This window comes from Xenorhabdus aichiensis, from assembly GCF_028598775.1.
Lineage (GTDB): Bacteria > Pseudomonadota > Gammaproteobacteria > Enterobacterales > Enterobacteriaceae > Xenorhabdus > Xenorhabdus bovienii.
This window is the reverse complement of the sequence record NZ_JAQRFO010000041.1, coordinates 1-15,972: the sequence shown is the minus strand read 5'-3', so window position 1 is coordinate 15,972 and position 15,972 is coordinate 1. Positions and strand designations below refer to the sequence as shown.

The window sequence follows — 15,972 nt, the reverse complement described above, 5'->3', positions numbered from 1 at the left end:
GGGCAAACTATGACAGAACCACGTTTTGTACACTTACGTGTTCACAGCGACTATTCAATGATTGACGGCTTAGCCAAAACGGGGTCACTGGTAAAACAAGTGGCTAAATTGGATATGCCTGCTTTTGCGATCACTGATTTTACTAACCTGTGCGGCTTGGTGAAATTCTATGGCAATGCCCATAGTGCAGGTATCAAGCCGATTATAGGCGCTGATTTTTATGTGGAAAGTGATCTGCTGGGGGATGAATATGCCCATCTGACGATCCTTGCCCGTAATAACGAAGGTTATCAAAACCTAACCTATTTGATCTCCGAAGCTTATCAGAAAGGCTATGGCGCGATTGGTCCGACGATCAAACAAGAATGGCTGATAAAATACAAAGCCGGCTTGATTCTTCTGTCTGGTGGGCGAATGGGGGATGTCGGCAAATTCCTACTGCGTGGAAATCGAGCGATGGTGGATCAGTGTCTCGATTTCTATCAGGAACACTTTCCAGACAGCTATTACCTTGAATTGATCCGTACTGGGCGCCAAGACGAAGAAAATTATCTTCATGCTGCCGTTGAAGTGGCAGCAGAAAAAGACTTACCTGTTGTGGCAACCAATGACGTTTGTTTTCTGGAAAGTGATGACTTTGAAGCCCATGAGATTCGGGTTGCCATCCATGATGGCTATACGATGGCTGATCCCAAACGCCCTAAAAATTATAGCCCTCAGCAGTATCTGCGCAGTGAACAGGAGATGTGCGAGCTATTCTCTGACATTCCTGAAGCGCTGCAAAATAGTGTAGAAATTGCTAAACGCTGCAATGTGACTATTCGTCTCGGTGAATATTTCCTGCCACAGTTTCCAACAGGGGATATGAGCACTGAAGACTATCTGGTTGAAAAATCGAAGCAAGGCTTGGAAGATCGTCTGAATTTTCTCTATCCCGATCCGCAAATCAGAGCGGAAAAACGTTCCGAATACGATGAACGTTTGGATATCGAGTTGGAAGTTATCAACCAGATGGGTTTCCCCGGCTACTTCCTGATCGTGATGGAATTTATCCAATGGTCGAAAGATAATGGCGTACCTGTAGGGCCGGGGCGTGGTTCCGGTGCGGGTTCCCTTGTCGCCTATGCCTTGAAAATTACCGATATTGATCCGTTGGCATTTGATTTGCTGTTCGAACGTTTCCTCAACCCTGAACGTATTTCGATGCCCGACTTTGACGTCGATTTTTGCATGGAAAAACGTGATCAGGTGATTGACCACGTTGCGGATATGTACGGGCGGGATGCGGTATCGCAGATCATTACCTTCGGTACGATGGCGGCAAAAGCAGTTATCCGTGACGTTGGGCGCGTATTGGGGCACCCATATGGATTTGTTGATCGAATATCAAAACTGGTGCCTCCTGATCCTGGCATGACGTTGGAAAAGGCGTTTGCGGCTGAGCCTCAGTTGCCTGAAATCTACGAAGCAGATGAAGAAGTCAGGGCGCTGATTGACATGGCGCGCAAACTGGAAGGTGTCACCCGTAACGCCGGTAAACATGCGGGTGGTGTGGTCATTGCCCCGACCAAAATCACTGACTTTGCACCGATTTACTGTGATCCGGAAGGCCTGAACCCCGTCACTCAGTTTGATAAGAACGATGTGGAATATGCGGGTCTGGTGAAGTTTGACTTCCTTGGCCTGAGAACCTTGACCATCATCAACTGGGCGCTTGAGATGGTGAACGCCCGTCGTACTCATAAAAATCTGGAACCGATTGATATTACGGCAATTCCGCTGGATGACCAGATAAGTTTCGATATGCTGCAACGCTCTGAAACTACGGCGGTGTTCCAGCTTGAATCCCGTGGGATGAAAGATCTGATCAAACGTCTGCGTCCCGACTGTTTCGAAGATATGATCGCACTGGTGGCGTTGTTCCGTCCGGGGCCATTACAATCCGGTATGGTGGATAACTTTATCGACCGTAAACATGGGCGCGAAGAGCTTTCATACCCAGATGTTGAGTGGCAGCACGAATCCCTGAAACCCGTATTAGAGCCAACATACGGTATCATTCTGTATCAGGAACAGGTGATGCAGATTGCTCAGGTGCTGGCAGGTTATACCCTCGGTGGTGCAGATATGCTCCGTCGCGCAATGGGTAAGAAGCAGCCGGAAGAGATGGCTAAACAGCGCTCGGTATTTGAAGAGGGCGCGATAAGCCAAGGTGTTAATGGCGAACTCGCCATAAAAATCTTCGATCTGGTGGAAAAATTTGCGGGTTATGGTTTCAACAAATCTCACTCTGCTGCCTATGCGTTAGTTTCTTACCAAACCTTATGGTTAAAAGCGCATTATCCGGCAGAATTTATGGCGGCCGTGATGACGGCGGATATGGATAACACAGAAAAAGTCGTTGGGCTGGTGGATGAATGTTGGCGTATGGGGCTTAAGGTTTTACCACCGGATATCAACAGTGGTCTGTATCATTTCCATGTCAATGACGAAGGCGAAATTGTTTACGGCATTGGTGCGATTAAAGGCGTGGGTGAAGGGCCGATTGAAGCAATTCTCGAAGCACGTCAAAAAGATGGGCATTTCAAAGAACTGTTTGATCTGTGCGCGCGTGTTGATACCAAAAAGCTGAACCGTCGTGTGATGGAAAAGCTGATTATGTCAGGTGCGTTCGACAGGCTGGGGCCACATCGCGCGGCCTTGATGTCTTCGTTGGAAGACGCGCTGAAAGCGGCTGACCAACATGCTAAAGCAGAAGCTATTGGCCAGACAGATATGTTTGGTGTGCTGGCTGAAAAACCAGAACAGGTTGAGCTTTCATATGCCAGTACACCGAAATGGCCAGAACAAATCGTGTTAGATGGTGAACGGGAAACGCTGGGGTTGTATTTAACGGGTCACCCGATCACAAGTTATTTGAAAGAGATTGAACGATATACGAATGGATTGCGTCTAAAAGATGTGAGCCCGACACCTCGTGGTCAAGTAACGACTGTGGTAGGTTTGGTGCTGGCATCCAAAATCTTGATAACCAAACGGGGCAACCGGATTGGCATCTGTACTTTGGATGATCGTTCAGGACGGCTGGAAATCATGTTGTTTTCTGATGCACTGGAAAGATATCAGCATTTATTGGAACAGGACAAAATTTTAATTGCTACCGGGCAAGTCAGCTTTGATGACTTCAGCGGCGGCCTTAAAATGACAGTCCGTGAATTAATGGATATCAGTGAGGCGCGTGAAAAATTTGCACGCGGGATAGCTATCTCGTTGTCAGACAGGCAAATTAATGAACAATTATTTAATCGTCTCCGTGGCGTATTGGAGCCGCATCGTTCAGGTACGATACCAGTTCATCTTTATTACCAGCGGGTAGATGCCCGTGCCCGTTTACGATTCGGTGCAACATGGCGGGTAACGCCGACGGATACCCTTTTGACAGATCTGCGAACTCTGCTGGGTAACGAGCAGGTAGAATTAGAATTTGACTAAAATAGGAACGTTATGAGTCTGAATTTTCTGGATTTTGAACAGCCGATTGCTGAGCTGGAAGCGAAAATCGATTCGCTCAACGCAGTTAGCCGTCAAGATGAAAAGCTAGATATAAATCTGGATGAAGAAGTCCAGCGTCTGCGAGAAAAAAGCCTTGAATTAACCCGCAAGATTTTCTCTGATCTGGGGGCATGGCAAATATCTCAACTGTCACGTCACCCACTCCGTCCCTATACGCTGGATTATATTCAGCGTGTTTTTACTGACTTTGAAGAGCTGGCGGGTGATCGTGCCTATGCGGATGACAAGGCGATAGTCGCTGGTTTGGCGCGTCTTGATGGGCGTCCGGTCATGGTGATTGGTCATCAGAAAGGCCGTGAGACGAAAGAAAAGATCCGCCGTAACTTTGGTATGCCATCGCCAGAAGGTTATCGCAAGGCGTTGAGATTGATGGAGTTGGCAGAGCGTTTCAAACTACCGATCATTACCTTTATTGATACCCCTGGCGCGTATCCGGGCGTAGGGGCTGAAGAGCGTGGCCAATCAGAAGCCATTGCCCGCAACCTGCGTGAAATGTCCCGCCTGTCCGTACCTGTCATCTGTACGGTGATTGGTGAGGGCGGTTCTGGTGGTGCGTTGGCACTCAGTGTAGGTGACAAGGTGAATATGTTGCAATACAGCACCTTTTCTACTATATCTCCGGAAGGTTGTGCTTCCATCTTATGGAAAAGTGCCGAAAAAGCTCCACTGGCAGCCGAAGCGATGGGTAATACAGCACCACGCCTGAAAGAATTGAAATTGATTGATTCCGTTATTCCAGAACCACTGGGCGGGGCACATCGTAACTATGACGCGATTGCTCAAGCATTAAAAGCGCAATTACTGGCTGATTTTGCTGATTTGGATCATCTGAACAGCGAAGAATTAGTTAATCGCCGTTATGAGCGTTTAATGCAATACGGTTACTGCTAAGTCCTGAAAGCTGTTTTTATTACAATCCAGCTTTATTTTTAATATTGTTATTTGCAGGTGGACAGTACTGGGGAGAGATAGAACCTCAGTATTTCCACCTATTTTATTGTTTATAGGTAATGAAATCAGCACGCTCCATACTGTCTGGTATTATCATTCTGACAACATTGGGATGAAATAGGCTGTTTTATCAGCTAGACTCGAAAAATAATAAATTGGGTTTTTCTATGGCCAAATATAAATATATCATTTATGCGTTTTCCTGTGTGTTGATCTGGAGTTTTGTTCCCTCCATATCCCGTTTGGGGCAAAAAGGGATGGATCATTTCCAATATTTGTTCTGGTCAAATATTCTATCTGTTCTGGCGGTTTTCTTTGTTGCTATCCTGATGGGTAGAAATTTGAAACAACTTTTATTTATTCCCTTTCCAGTTATGCTTAAAGTTTTGATATTAGGTGCTCTGGACTGTTTTTTCTATTTATTGCTCTATTACGGTTATTCCATCGAAAATGGGGTTGCTGTCTTGGTCGTTCAATATAGCTGGCCGCTGATGATCATCGGGTTGTCGTTTTTTCTGTTAAAAGAAAAATTGTCAATCCGGCAGATGATTGGCATCACGCTTGGTTTCATTGCTGTTGTGATCACGTTTACGCAAGGAAATATTACCCAGATTGCAGTAGAACATCCGCAGGCTCTGTTGCTGGTATTCAGTGGGGCATTTTGTTTTGCCTTAATGTCCGTGCTATCGAAACATTTCGCGATTGACCCTTATATCAGTACATTTTGGGTATTCGCTTGCTCTACCTTAGTGTCGGCGGTGTTTTTATTGGCATTTAGCCGCTTCAATTGGCCAGTGGGTGATTCACTGATGCCAACGCTGCTCAACGGCATTATATTGAATGGCGTATCCTATATTATCTGGTTCAAAGCTATGAATGGCCCTGATTCACCTAAAATTGCCTCAATCTTATTTTTATCACCGGTGCTGTCGATGATATGGCTTATTCTGTTCTTTGGTGATGCGTTTGTCCCCGCTTATGTTGTGGGGTTAGCGCTTGTTATCATATCGGGGCTGCTCTGCATCAGTGCAAAGACCAAGACAGCGACACAGAATAAATTGAGCGATGATTTGATTGAGGATTGATATCGCCAAATGGAAGAAGGTTTTTACTCACAATGATCAATACTCATGAACCTCTGTTAACGATGTTAATCGATCAGCTAGGGCGACATAAAAAAATCTTGATTGGATTTAGCGGTGGATTGGATTCCACCGTATTGCTGCATTTGCTGGTTCAATTACGTTACCAATCCCACAAAGCCATTCGTGATCAAATAGAGCTAAGGGCAATTCATATCCATCACGGTTTAAATCCAAAGGCGGATAAGTGGGTTGAACATTGTCGCCAGATTTGTGCCGACTGGAAGGTCGATTTTCAAGTCGAAAAAGTCAGCCTGGATATCCGGCAAAATGGCATTGAAGCAGCAGCTCGTGACGCCCGTTATCAGGCATTCCAGCATGAATTGCAGCAGAGTGAAATTTTGGTCACGGCGCAGCATCTCGATGATCAGGCAGAAACCTTTCTGCTGGCATTGAAAAGGGGGAGTGGCCCTGCCGGATTATCATCTATGCCTTCTTCCATGCCATTTGCTGGAACAACACTGATTCGCCCATTGCTGAATGCCAGTCGTGCAGAACTCGAAATGTATGCACAAACACAGAGGTTGCAATGGATCGAAGATGATAGCAACCAAGATGATCGTTATGATCGTAATTTTTTGCGTTTGCATATCATGCCATTGCTTAACCAGCGCTGGCCTCATTTCCCTCAAGCTGCTTCTCGCAGTGCCAGCTTGTGTGGAGAGCAAGAACAATTGTTGGATGAATTGCTTAATGAATCGTTGAGTGAGCTGATAACCCCGGAAGGCGCGATAGCCATTTCACCGTTGGTGGATTGCTCTGAGGCTAAGCGTAATGCTTTGTTACGCAGATGGTTCAGTCACCATGGTGTGAAGATGCCTGCACGTGAACAACTCCAGAGAATTTGGTCGGAAGTGGCGCTCTCCAGACAGGATGCCGAGCCACGCTTTAGATTGGGGCAGCACGATGTACGTCGTTATCGGCAGCAACTCTGGCTGGTTACTCAATGTCAATCTTTGGCAGGAACTCTACTTGAATGGGATATAGCACAAGAACTGCGCTTACCCGATGGTTTGGGCATGCTGGTGTTGTCAGAAGAAAGTGGTATTAACGTCAGAATGCCTGATAGGAATGAGCAGATAACAATTCGTTTTGGTGTTCAGGGAAATATTAGTATCGTGGGTCGTCTGCATTCTCGGCACAGTAAAAAATTATGGCAGGAATTAGGTATCGCACCTTGGCTTAGGGAAAGAACACCATTGCTTTATTATGATGAAAAATTGATTGCTGCACTGGATGTTTTTGTCACCAAGGAGGGGCAGCCTTTAGAGGGAGAGGAGATACTTTCAGTCAAATGGAGCAGAACGCCGTATTCTGATTAATCTATCTTCAATTTGCAGCTAACGAAACTGCGATTCATCATTGCTGGCAGTTTGATATATAAAATATCTGTGAGAGATTATATTAGAAATGATGTAATCTCTCTTTTATTCAATAATATAATGAAGATGGATAAAAATCAGATGCCAAATATTTGTTAAAAGTCTTGTAGTTTATAATTGAAATAATTCCGAAGTGTACTGTATTTTAAAGTGTAAGAAGATTTATTGAATAGTAATAATGTCGGAATAGATTTTAGGGTAGAGTACACTGTTAGCGTAATTAGAATATATTAAATAGAAGATAATAAAATTTTTTAAATATAGAAAGCACAGTGATTAATTAAAATATAATGGACTAAATTTTGTCGGATTAATAATTTATTTAAAATAAAGTTTATTGATATTTACATTATAAAATAATAACACTAAGGTTTTAATTGATTTTAATCAATCTAATGGTGATTTTTTAATTATATTATATCAGTGTGATAACTATTTAATTAGTTGGGGTTGTTTGTGTTATTTACAATAAGGTTTGTTATTATGAAAGATAAAATAAGTGAAAAAGATTTTTGAATTTAAAATGAGATTAAATTTCGTAAAGGTCTTTAGTGATTCCATGAATGGTAAACTACCCTCTAAAGATATTGATAAAGCATATCAAAAAATTATTTTTAATCAATTCAACCTCCTAAAGGTGTTCAGTAACAATCATGTTCTGGATTTAAGTATCATGCTCAAATCTACCCATTTACTGAATATATATTATGGGATTTGATTTATACCACAGTGATAAATGAGCGAATTGCTGGAGTCATAGCTGGAAAAACCAAACGTAGATAAAAATAGTCATCTGAAAAAGAAAGCCCTCATTTTATATGAGGACTTTGTGTGTGATTTTGTGTATCAATGTGAGCTTTCTGAACGCGGTCAGGACGAGCAATGCTCAATGCTCAATAACAATCGTACCAATTTCTGGGTTGCTGAAACTGATGATGTGATCCAACCTTAATTCACGGGTTTCTTCATTTGATTCTACGAGAATATATTCGATTTTTTTTCTTAAAATCAGCTTATTAGCTTTTCCTTCAAATACGTCACCACCTTGCAGTTGGATGTGTAAATGAAGCTGGTGCTGGCAAGCTAGCTCAAGGTTATCATAATCATCACAATTAATTGGTTGATATTCAGTATCTATAGACATATTTTCTCACCACTATGTTAGTGGCGGTTATTGTGCCGCCCGTGATTGACCAAGATCAAACGCAAAAATGCTACCTACGACTATAGCACAGTAAACTTTCCGTGATTACTGAATTAAGTCTGTTGAATTGCGTTGGAAAGCAAGTAGATTAAATCTAAGTCTTATCATTACGCAACGAAATTACGTCATATTATTTGATTTTTTTCCCCATGCATTTTGAGATACGGTACAGTAATGTCAATCTTGTTAAGAAAAGTTCATGTTTTACATGAGATGGACGTTATGAATATTAGGTTATCTGCTGGATTTATTGGATGAAAATGATGATGAATAAAAAAATATTGCTCGCCTTGGTCGCTGTGGGAGTGCTAACCGCGGTTGGGTGTCAGAACAAAGTGGCCTCTCAGGATAATGCTACGCTTCAGGATAATGCACTTCAGAATAAATTGCAGACAACTGAGAGCGTGTTTACTGGCGTTGTGCCTTGTGCAGACTGCACCGGTATTGAGACTACTTTGCAGCTTTCAAGCGATGGCTCATATATATTGGGGCAGATTTATCTGGAAGCGAAAAATGAAGAAAACACCTTTTTCGAAACGGGTCATTGGATAAAAAGCGGCAAAAAGATAGATTTGACGCATGAGGATGGCAAGAAATCTTATTATCAGGTGAAAGGTGAAAATCTGGTCATGCTGGATATCGACGGTGAATCGATCCAGTCGAATCTCAATTATGAATTGGGAAAAGTAATGCCGAAAAAGATGGCAGGGGAATACAGCTATATAGCTGACAGTGCTACCTTTACAGAGTGTCGTACCGGAAAACGCTATGATGCGTCTGAAAATATCGATTTGGAACGTGGCTACAGTGCGACAGGTGTGGAAGGGGGAGAGCCTGTTTACGTGGAAGTCGATGGTTATTACTCGCTTCGGCCTTCGATGGAAGAGGGTATGTTTGATCATGCACTGATTCAAACAGGCAAAATCCATTTTGACAAGTCAGTCTCTTGTCAGGCCAAGAAATAATAATACTTAGCTGTCATACATAAAAAAACCTGCGTATTAAACACGCAGGTTTTTTCTGAACTTGAACAACGGTTCTTAAACAGTATTAATGCTGTTGAATTTGCCCTTTCAGATATTCAACAATACCTTCCAGTTTCAGCATTTGTTTATCACCATTACGGCGGTATTTGTATTCAACTTCGCCGTTATCCAGATTGCGATCGCCAATAACTAGAGTATGCGGCACACCGATCAGTTCCATATCTGCAAACATAACACCTGGGCGCTCTTTGCGATCATCGAAAATCACATCAATACCATTGGCACGTAAGTCCGCATATAATTTCTCGGCAACTTCCTTCACCCGATAAGACTTGTGCATGTTCATAGGCAAAAGAGCGACTTGGAATGGAGCAATGGCATCTGGCCAGATAATGCCACGATCATCGTGGTTCTGTTCAATAGCTGCGGCAACAATGCGGGTTACGCCAATGCCGTAACATCCCATTGAGACAACTTGATTGTGGCCATCTTCATTTTGCACAGTGGCTTTCAAGGCATCGGAGTATTTGGTGCCTAACTGGAAGATATGACCGACTTCAATACCCCGTTTGATTAGCAGTGTACCTTGACCGTCTGGGCTGGCATCACCTTCAACGACATTACGGATATCGGCGATTTCTGGCAGGGGTAAATCACGTTCCCAGTTAATGCCGAAATAATGTTTATCATCAACATTTGCGCCTGCGCCGAAATCGCTCATGACAGATACGCTACGGTCAATGATAACAGGCATAGGCAGGCTCACTGGCCCTAATGAACCTGGGCCTGCTTGTACAACGGCACGGATTTCTTCTTCGGTAGCGAAATTCAGCGGATTTGCCACTAATGGTAGTTTTTCCGCCTTGATTTCATTCAGTTCATGGTCACCACGTACTAGCAATGCAACCAGTTGATGACCGCTTTCTTTTGCCGCATGGACGATCAGAGTTTTGACGGTTTTCTCAATCGGTAAGTTGAATTGTTCGACCAATTCCGCAATGGTTTTAGCATTGGGTGTATCTACCAGATGCATATCTTCTGATGGGGCAGCACGCTCGTGGGGTGGCGTAACGGCTTCAGCCAATTCAATATTGGCCGCATAGTTAGATTCTGTGGAGAAAACGATATCATCTTCACCGCTGGCAGCCAGAACCTGAAATTCATGGGAAGCACTCCCGCCGATAGAACCGGTATCTGCCAGAACAGCACGGAAATCCAGCCCAATACGGGTAAAGATTTTGCTGTAGGCAGCATACATTTTATCGTAAGTCTCTTGCAGGGACTCTTGGCTGGTATGGAAAGAATAAGCATCTTTCATAAGGAATTCGCGTGAACGCATGACACCGAAGCGCGGACGGACTTCGTCACGGAATTTGGTTTGAATCTGGAACAGGTTCAGTGGAAGTTGCTTATATGAAGTCACTTCATTACGAATCAGATCGGTGATGACTTCTTCATGAGTCGGTCCGAGAACGAAAGGACGCGCGCCACGATCTTCAAAACGCAGTAATTCTGGGCCATATTGTTCCCAACGGCCACTCTCCTGCCACAAATCTGCCGGTTGAACTACCGGCATGGAAACTTCAATCGCCCCAGCATTATTCATCTCTTCACGAACAATGTTTTCGACTTTTTTTAATACACGGACACCTGTAGGCATCCAGTTGTACAGACCTGAGGCGAGTTTACGTGTCATGCCGGCACGAAGCATCAGTTTATGACTGACAACCTCCGCATCAGCAGGCGTCTCTTTTAAAGTAGAGAGCAGATATTGGCTAGTACGCATAGTAAGTTTCCATTGGACAGCAAATTGCTTCTGGGCGACAAGATTGTGCCACCCAACCCAGAAAATAAAGATAAACCGCTAGTCTACCAGCGAGTTTGCTATGTCAAAAGGGGTTTTAACGGTGTTCAATAGAAACCACTTCCGTCATGGAGTCACGTATCTGCCAGCGAACATTGAAATCCAAGATATGAACTGCATATATCCGGTTTTCCTGTTCTTTCCTGCGATAGGCCGGGCGAGGATCCTGCGCCAATATTTGACTGATGAAACGTCGTAAATGAGGGTAATTTACCTGATAGGACAACAGTTGATGTTCAGCTACTGGCAAGAACGAGACTTCCATTCCAGTGTCTGGTGCCTCCTGTGCAAAACCCGCTCTGGCTTCCGGGCGAGATTCGGCGAAAGGCAGATAGGGCTTGATATCGATAACGGGTGTACCATCGACTAAATCCAGACTGCCGAGTTCCAGAATGACCCGATTGTTCTGGCATTGAATACCTTTCAATTCTACCAGCGACATACCAATCGGATTGGGGCGGAATGTCGAGCGGGTAGCAAACACGCCCATTTTGGCATTTCCCCCTAAACGGGGTGGGCGAACTAATGGATTCCAGCCACCATTCATCGTTTGGTGAAAAACAAAAATAATCCATAAATGACTGAATTGTTCAAGCCCACGTACCGCATCAATCTGGTTATAAGGAGCAAGCAACTCTAGCTGCCCCGTCCCATCTTCTACCAAACCCGGTTGGCGGGGAATGGCAAACTTCTCTTTATAAGGAGAATGGATGGTTCCTATTTGAGTAAAATGAAAATCTGCCATGAGCGTTTTTAGTCATCATTATTTAGTGGTAAGCAGGGCAGAGCCTTCACAAATCGCAGTCTGGTAGCAGTTGTGATTAGACAATATTGCACACTGATGAAGTAATACTGCATTAGCTTTCAGAGACGTGGCTTTTGCCAGCATGTTTTTCCGTGCAACTGCAATGCTGGCAGGAGGATCTTGTCGCGTAGTACGACAGGATTCCCCGAAAACGATGCCTAAATCTTTAAATGGAGTGCCTAGCAGTTCTTCTGTATTGGTGTATAGCTGAACGTAAGACGACACTTTACTTTTCTTGGCTGGCTGATGTTTCAACTTTGAGCCTGCCTGAGTAGGTTTTTCGACCTGAGTTGACAGAGAAGTACACCCAACCATAAATAGCGCCATGAAACAGATAGGTAGCATACGCATCGCGTTGAATCCTTATTCTGGTAAGGTCGGTGAGTGGGGGCTGTTGTCGATGCTTGAAACTGCGATAAAAAGCGTTTGGTTCCCCCAGTCAAAATGGGCGGATAATAATACCCGCCCGATGATTTTAATCTTGATTGACTGAAGATGAAAGGTTACCAGCCTTTTAGCGCACCACCCTTGAAAATTGTCTGGGCGGCTTGTTCTACTTCCTCAGATTGATAGGCTTTAACAAACTTTTGAACATTTTCCGCATCTTTATTGTCTTCACGGCTGACAATGATATTTACGTAAGGTGAATCTTTGTCTTCCACAAATAAACCATCTTTTTCCGGTGTCAGACCAATCTGGCCAGCATAGGTGTTATTGATGATAGCCAAGGCAATTTTCTGATCGTCCAGTGAACGTGGCAATTGTGGTGCTTCTAATTGAACGATGTCCAGATGCTTTGGATTCTCAGTAACATCCAAAACAGTTGGCAGCAGACCAACACCATCTTTCAGTTTAATCAAACCTTGCTTCTGCAATAACAACAGTGAACGGCCCAAGTTGGTCGGATCGTTTGGTAGAGCGATTTGAGCACCATCCTGCAATTCATCCAGAGATTTTATCTTCTTGGAATAAGCCGCTATTGGGTAGATGAAAGAGTTACCAACAATAGCCAATTTGTAGTTGCGTTCTTTTATTTGTTGATCTAAATAAGGTTTATGCTGGAAGACATTCGCATCAATATCACCCTTGCTCAGTGACTCATTTGGCAGAACATAGTCATTGAACGTAGTCAGCTCAACATCAAGTCCATATTTCTCTTTGGCCACTTTTTTGGCAACTTCTGCAACTTCAAGTTCAGGCCCAACAATGACTCCAACCTTAATGTGGTTTGGATCTCTTGGTTCCTGACCGCAGCCTGCAAGAATTAATGTTCCTAATAATGCACTGATTGCAACGATGGATTTCAATTTTACTGACATATTTTCACCCCTATTGAATACTGATTTAGAACCTGTCTTACCAGGCTACTGCGTACTACTCATGAGGCTTTTAGGTATAAGCCCTTAAAAGGTGCCGTAACAGACACCATAATTGAAATAAGGTTATTTACGGTTAGCCGCTTTGGCCAAATGATCACCGCTTAATTGAATCAAGAAAACAAGAATAACCAGCAACGCTAATACGGTATTCATCACTGTTGCATTGTAGCCAATATAGCCATACTGATACCCAATCTGGCCCAGACCGCCTGCACCAACAGCGCCTCCCATTGCGGAATAACCAACCAGAGTAATTAAGGTAATCGTAGCGGCATTAATCAAACCCGGTAATGCTTCCGGCAACAGAATTTTTTTGACAATCTGAAGCGGTGTCGCTCCCATTGCGCGAGCTGCTTCAATTAAACCTGACGGAATTTCTAATAAGGCATTTTCCACCATACGTGCAATAAAAGGTGCTGCGCCGACCGTTAAAGGAACAATCGCCGCTTGCAACCCGATGGATGTTCCCACAATGAGTCGAGTGAATGGGATCATCCATACCAGTAAAATAATGAACGGGATTGAGCGGGTAATATTCACCAGAGCAGATAGTATGCGATAAAGTGCCCCATTTTCTATAATCTGACCTGGACGGGTAACATATAAAAGCACACCTGCCGGTAAGCCAATAACAAAACCAAAGAAGCCAGAAACAAAAGTCATCACCAGAGTTTCCCAGACGCCTTTAGCTAGTAATAAAATCATTCCTTCAGACATAACCGAGAACCTCTATTTTCACATGGTGTTCTTCTAAGAACGCAATTGTTGATTCAATACTGCTGCTTTCACCGTCTAATTCAGCCAGCATAACGCCAAATTTCACGCCACCGGCGTAATCCATTTGGGAACTTAAGATGCTGATATCGATATTAAAGCGGCGGACTGCCATGGAAATTAGGGGAGCATCAACTGATTTACCCGTGAATTCCAGTTTCACTAGTGGACAGCGATCAGGCGCTGATTCAGGCTGCAATTTTTGTAGATAATCTTCAGGAATATCCAAATGCAGCGTAGATTTAATAAATTGTTGAGCAACAGGTGTTTTAGGATGTGAAAATATTGCGCTCACTACATCCTGCTCGATTAATTGTCCACCACTAATTACTGCAACTTGATCACAGATGCGTTTAACAACATCCATTTCATGAGTAATCAGAAGGATCGTTAACCCTAACCGGCGGTTAATGTCTTTTAATAATTCCAGAATAGAACGCGTTGTTGCTGGATCCAGAGCGCTGGTGGCTTCGTCACACAAAAGTACTTTCGGGGAATTTGCCAGTGCTCTGGCAATAGCTACACGCTGTTTCTGACCACCAGATAAATTAGCAGGATAAGCATCATGCTTATCAGAGAGCCCGACCAATTCCAGTAATTCATTGACTCTAGCGTTTATCTCGGCTTTTGGTGTGTTGTCCAATTCTAAAGGTAATGCCACATTGTTAAACACAGTTCTGGAGGATAGCAGGTTAAAGTGCTGAAAAATCATGCCGATGTGACGACGGGCACGTGTCAGTTCGCGCTCTGAAAGTGATGTCAGATCCTGCCCATCAACCAATACCTGACCTGAAGTTGGGCGTTCAAGCATGTTTACGCAACGAATTAAGGTACTTTTTCCCGCGCCAGAAGAGCCAATAACACCATATATTTGCCCCAGCGGGACATGCAAGTCGATATCTGAAAGCGCTTTTATTGAGCGCGCTCCTTGTTGAAATACCTTATTTATCTGAGTCAGTCTTATCATTTTTTTCTTATTAGATGTAAAGATGAATGACTTGAGAACATTTGCAACAAGTCATGAATTAACGTGGATGTTAAGGCGTCTAGACGTCTAAGTCAACTGCGAATAAATTAAATGCTGGATTCTCATTCAGTAACAAATCATGCAATACTGTCTGCTTCGTACGTTCTTGGAGTAATCAAGTGACTCAAGGTATTCCCGCCGTATTTTTGGATCGTGACGGCACGATTAACATCGATCATGGCTATGTCCATGAAATAGACAATTTTCAATTTATTGATGGCGCGATTGAAGCCATGCTCGAATTGAAAAAAATGGGCTACGCACTGGTATTGATAACTAATCAGTCCGGTATTGCTCGGGAGATGTTTACAGAAGATCAATTTTTGCAGTTAACAGAATGGATGGATTGGTCGCTGGCAGACCGAGGTGTCGATCTTGATGGCATCTATTATTGCCCGCATCACCCCGAAGGGAGTGCTGACGCATATAAGAAGAACTGTCATTGTCGCAAACCGCAGCCAGGTATGTTGTTGGATGCACAGAAAGAATTAAGCATCGATATGTCAGCTTCTTATATGGTGGGAGATAAAATAGAAGACATGCTGGCAGCAAATGCAGCCAATGTTGGAACCAAAGTACTCGTTCGTACTGGAAAAGCGGTAACAGAAGCAGTAGAACAGACTGCTGATCTGGTTATTAATAGCCTTGTAGATCTCCCAGATGCGATAAAAAATAGGCAAAAATAGCCTTTTTGCCCAAATTATAAGCGCTTAGGTAAATAATTACAAAAAAGGCTTGCCTAAATCAGACCGCTCCCTATAATGCGCATCCGTTGTCACGACAAACATACAAACGCGTCGGGATGACAAGAGTAAAAAGCTTCGAAAATAAAGGCTTGACACTCAGCGAGGAAAGCGTAAGATACGCAGCCTCACGACACGGAGG

At 43.7% G+C, this 15,972-nt stretch carries 13 protein-coding genes; 6 read left to right on the top strand and 7 right to left on the bottom strand.

The features are described 5' to 3' along the window. Positions 1 to 9 precede the first annotated feature (9 nt). From dnaE to tilS, 4 genes are all read left to right on the top strand, one after another. The gene (gene dnaE, locus PSI22_RS16070; protein ID WP_273580628.1) at positions 10 to 3,492 is read left to right on the top strand and encodes a DNA polymerase III subunit alpha; all 3,483 of its coding nucleotides are present in this window, start codon (positions 10 to 12) and stop codon (positions 3,490 to 3,492) included. Positions 3,493 to 3,504: 12 nt separating this feature from the next. Further along, positions 3,505 to 4,464, top strand: a complete 960-nt coding sequence (accA, locus tag PSI22_RS16065; protein WP_038250762.1) for an acetyl-CoA carboxylase carboxyl transferase subunit alpha — start codon at positions 3,505 to 3,507, stop codon at positions 4,462 to 4,464. A gap of 227 nt (positions 4,465 to 4,691) precedes the next feature. Beyond that, positions 4,692 to 5,609: a DMT family transporter gene (locus tag PSI22_RS16060; protein WP_273580627.1), complete on the top strand. Its 918-nt coding sequence runs from the start codon at positions 4,692 to 4,694 to the stop codon at positions 5,607 to 5,609. A 32-nt stretch (positions 5,610 to 5,641) separates the two neighbouring features. After that, positions 5,642 to 6,988, top strand: coding sequence for a tRNA lysidine(34) synthetase TilS (tilS, locus tag PSI22_RS16055; protein WP_273580626.1), 1,347 nt, complete (start codon positions 5,642 to 5,644; stop codon positions 6,986 to 6,988). A 946-nt stretch (positions 6,989 to 7,934) separates the two neighbouring features. On the opposite strand, the gene rof is transcribed toward tilS, so the two are convergent. Continuing rightward, on the bottom strand, positions 7,935 to 8,192 hold the full coding sequence (rof, locus tag PSI22_RS16050) for a Rho-binding antiterminator (protein WP_273580625.1): 258 nt from the start codon (positions 8,190 to 8,192) through the stop codon (positions 7,935 to 7,937). Positions 8,193 to 8,515: 323 nt separating this feature from the next. Here rof and nlpE point away from each other — a divergent pair, with 323 nt between their 5' ends. Continuing rightward, positions 8,516 to 9,217 carry an envelope stress response activation lipoprotein NlpE gene (gene nlpE, locus PSI22_RS16045; RefSeq protein WP_306310611.1) on the top strand — a complete coding sequence of 234 codons (702 nt, stop codon included), beginning with the start codon at positions 8,516 to 8,518 and terminating at the stop codon, positions 9,215 to 9,217. Positions 9,218 to 9,302: 85 nt separating this feature from the next. Here nlpE and proS read toward each other — a convergent pair whose 3' ends face one another. The 6 genes from proS to metN form a co-directional block, all read right to left on the bottom strand. After that, on the bottom strand, positions 9,303 to 11,024 hold the full coding sequence (gene proS / locus PSI22_RS16040) for a proline--tRNA ligase (protein ID WP_273580624.1): 1,722 nt from the start codon (positions 11,022 to 11,024) through the stop codon (positions 9,303 to 9,305). Between the two features lie 115 nt (positions 11,025 to 11,139). Next, positions 11,140 to 11,847, bottom strand: a complete 708-nt coding sequence (gene tsaA, locus PSI22_RS16035) for a tRNA (N6-threonylcarbamoyladenosine(37)-N6)-methyltransferase TrmO (protein WP_273580623.1) — start codon at positions 11,845 to 11,847, stop codon at positions 11,140 to 11,142. A gap of 18 nt (positions 11,848 to 11,865) precedes the next feature. Next, positions 11,866 to 12,258 (bottom strand): envelope stress sensor lipoprotein RcsF, encoded by a 393-nt coding sequence (rcsF, locus tag PSI22_RS16030; protein ID WP_273580622.1) that lies wholly within the window; start codon positions 12,256 to 12,258, stop codon positions 11,866 to 11,868. Positions 12,259 to 12,410: 152 nt separating this feature from the next. Further along, complete coding sequence (locus tag PSI22_RS16025) at positions 12,411 to 13,226, bottom strand: MetQ/NlpA family lipoprotein (RefSeq protein WP_038185169.1); 816 nt, start codon at positions 13,224 to 13,226, stop codon at positions 12,411 to 12,413. A gap of 123 nt (positions 13,227 to 13,349) precedes the next feature. After that, positions 13,350 to 14,003, bottom strand: coding sequence for a methionine ABC transporter permease MetI (locus tag PSI22_RS16020; protein ID WP_038195275.1), 654 nt, complete (start codon positions 14,001 to 14,003; stop codon positions 13,350 to 13,352). Then, entirely contained in the window at positions 13,996 to 15,027 is a 1,032-nt protein-coding gene (gene metN, locus PSI22_RS16015; protein ID WP_273580621.1) for a methionine ABC transporter ATP-binding protein MetN, read from the bottom strand. The genes PSI22_RS16020 and metN overlap by 8 nt, the downstream gene beginning before the upstream one ends. Positions 15,028 to 15,206: 179 nt before the next feature. On the opposite strand from metN, the gene gmhB reads away from it, so the two are divergent. Then, positions 15,207 to 15,773 (top strand): D-glycero-beta-D-manno-heptose 1,7-bisphosphate 7-phosphatase, encoded by a 567-nt coding sequence (gene gmhB, locus PSI22_RS16010; RefSeq protein WP_273580620.1) that lies wholly within the window; start codon positions 15,207 to 15,209, stop codon positions 15,771 to 15,773. Positions 15,774 to 15,972: the final 199 nt, after the last annotated feature.

Excerpts from the sequence above, each read along its gene's own strand:
- PSI22_RS16025 (WP_038185169.1), bottom strand. The coding sequence starts at position 13,226 with ATGTCAGTAAAATTGAAATCCATCGTTGCAATCAGTGCATTATTAGGA.
- rcsF (WP_273580622.1), bottom strand. The coding sequence starts at position 12,258 with ATGCGTATGCTACCTATCTGTTTCATGGCGCTATTTATGGTTGGGTGT.
- dnaE (WP_273580628.1), top strand. The coding sequence starts at position 10 with ATGACAGAACCACGTTTTGTACACTTACGTGTTCACAGCGACTATTCA.
- rof (WP_273580625.1), bottom strand. The coding sequence starts at position 8,192 with ATGTCTATAGATACTGAATATCAACCAATTAATTGTGATGATTATGAT.
- PSI22_RS16060 (WP_273580627.1), top strand. The coding sequence starts at position 4,692 with ATGGCCAAATATAAATATATCATTTATGCGTTTTCCTGTGTGTTGATC.
- tsaA (WP_273580623.1), bottom strand. The coding sequence starts at position 11,847 with ATGGCAGATTTTCATTTTACTCAAATAGGAACCATCCATTCTCCTTAT.
- PSI22_RS16020 (WP_038195275.1), bottom strand. The coding sequence starts at position 14,003 with ATGTCTGAAGGAATGATTTTATTACTAGCTAAAGGCGTCTGGGAAACT.
- tilS (WP_273580626.1), top strand. The coding sequence starts at position 5,642 with ATGATCAATACTCATGAACCTCTGTTAACGATGTTAATCGATCAGCTA.
- proS (WP_273580624.1), bottom strand. The coding sequence starts at position 11,024 with ATGCGTACTAGCCAATATCTGCTCTCTACTTTAAAAGAGACGCCTGCT.
- metN (WP_273580621.1), bottom strand. The coding sequence starts at position 15,027 with ATGATAAGACTGACTCAGATAAATAAGGTATTTCAACAAGGAGCGCGC.
- nlpE (WP_306310611.1), top strand. The coding sequence starts at position 8,516 with ATGATGAATAAAAAAATATTGCTCGCCTTGGTCGCTGTGGGAGTGCTA.
- accA (WP_038250762.1), top strand. The coding sequence starts at position 3,505 with ATGAGTCTGAATTTTCTGGATTTTGAACAGCCGATTGCTGAGCTGGAA.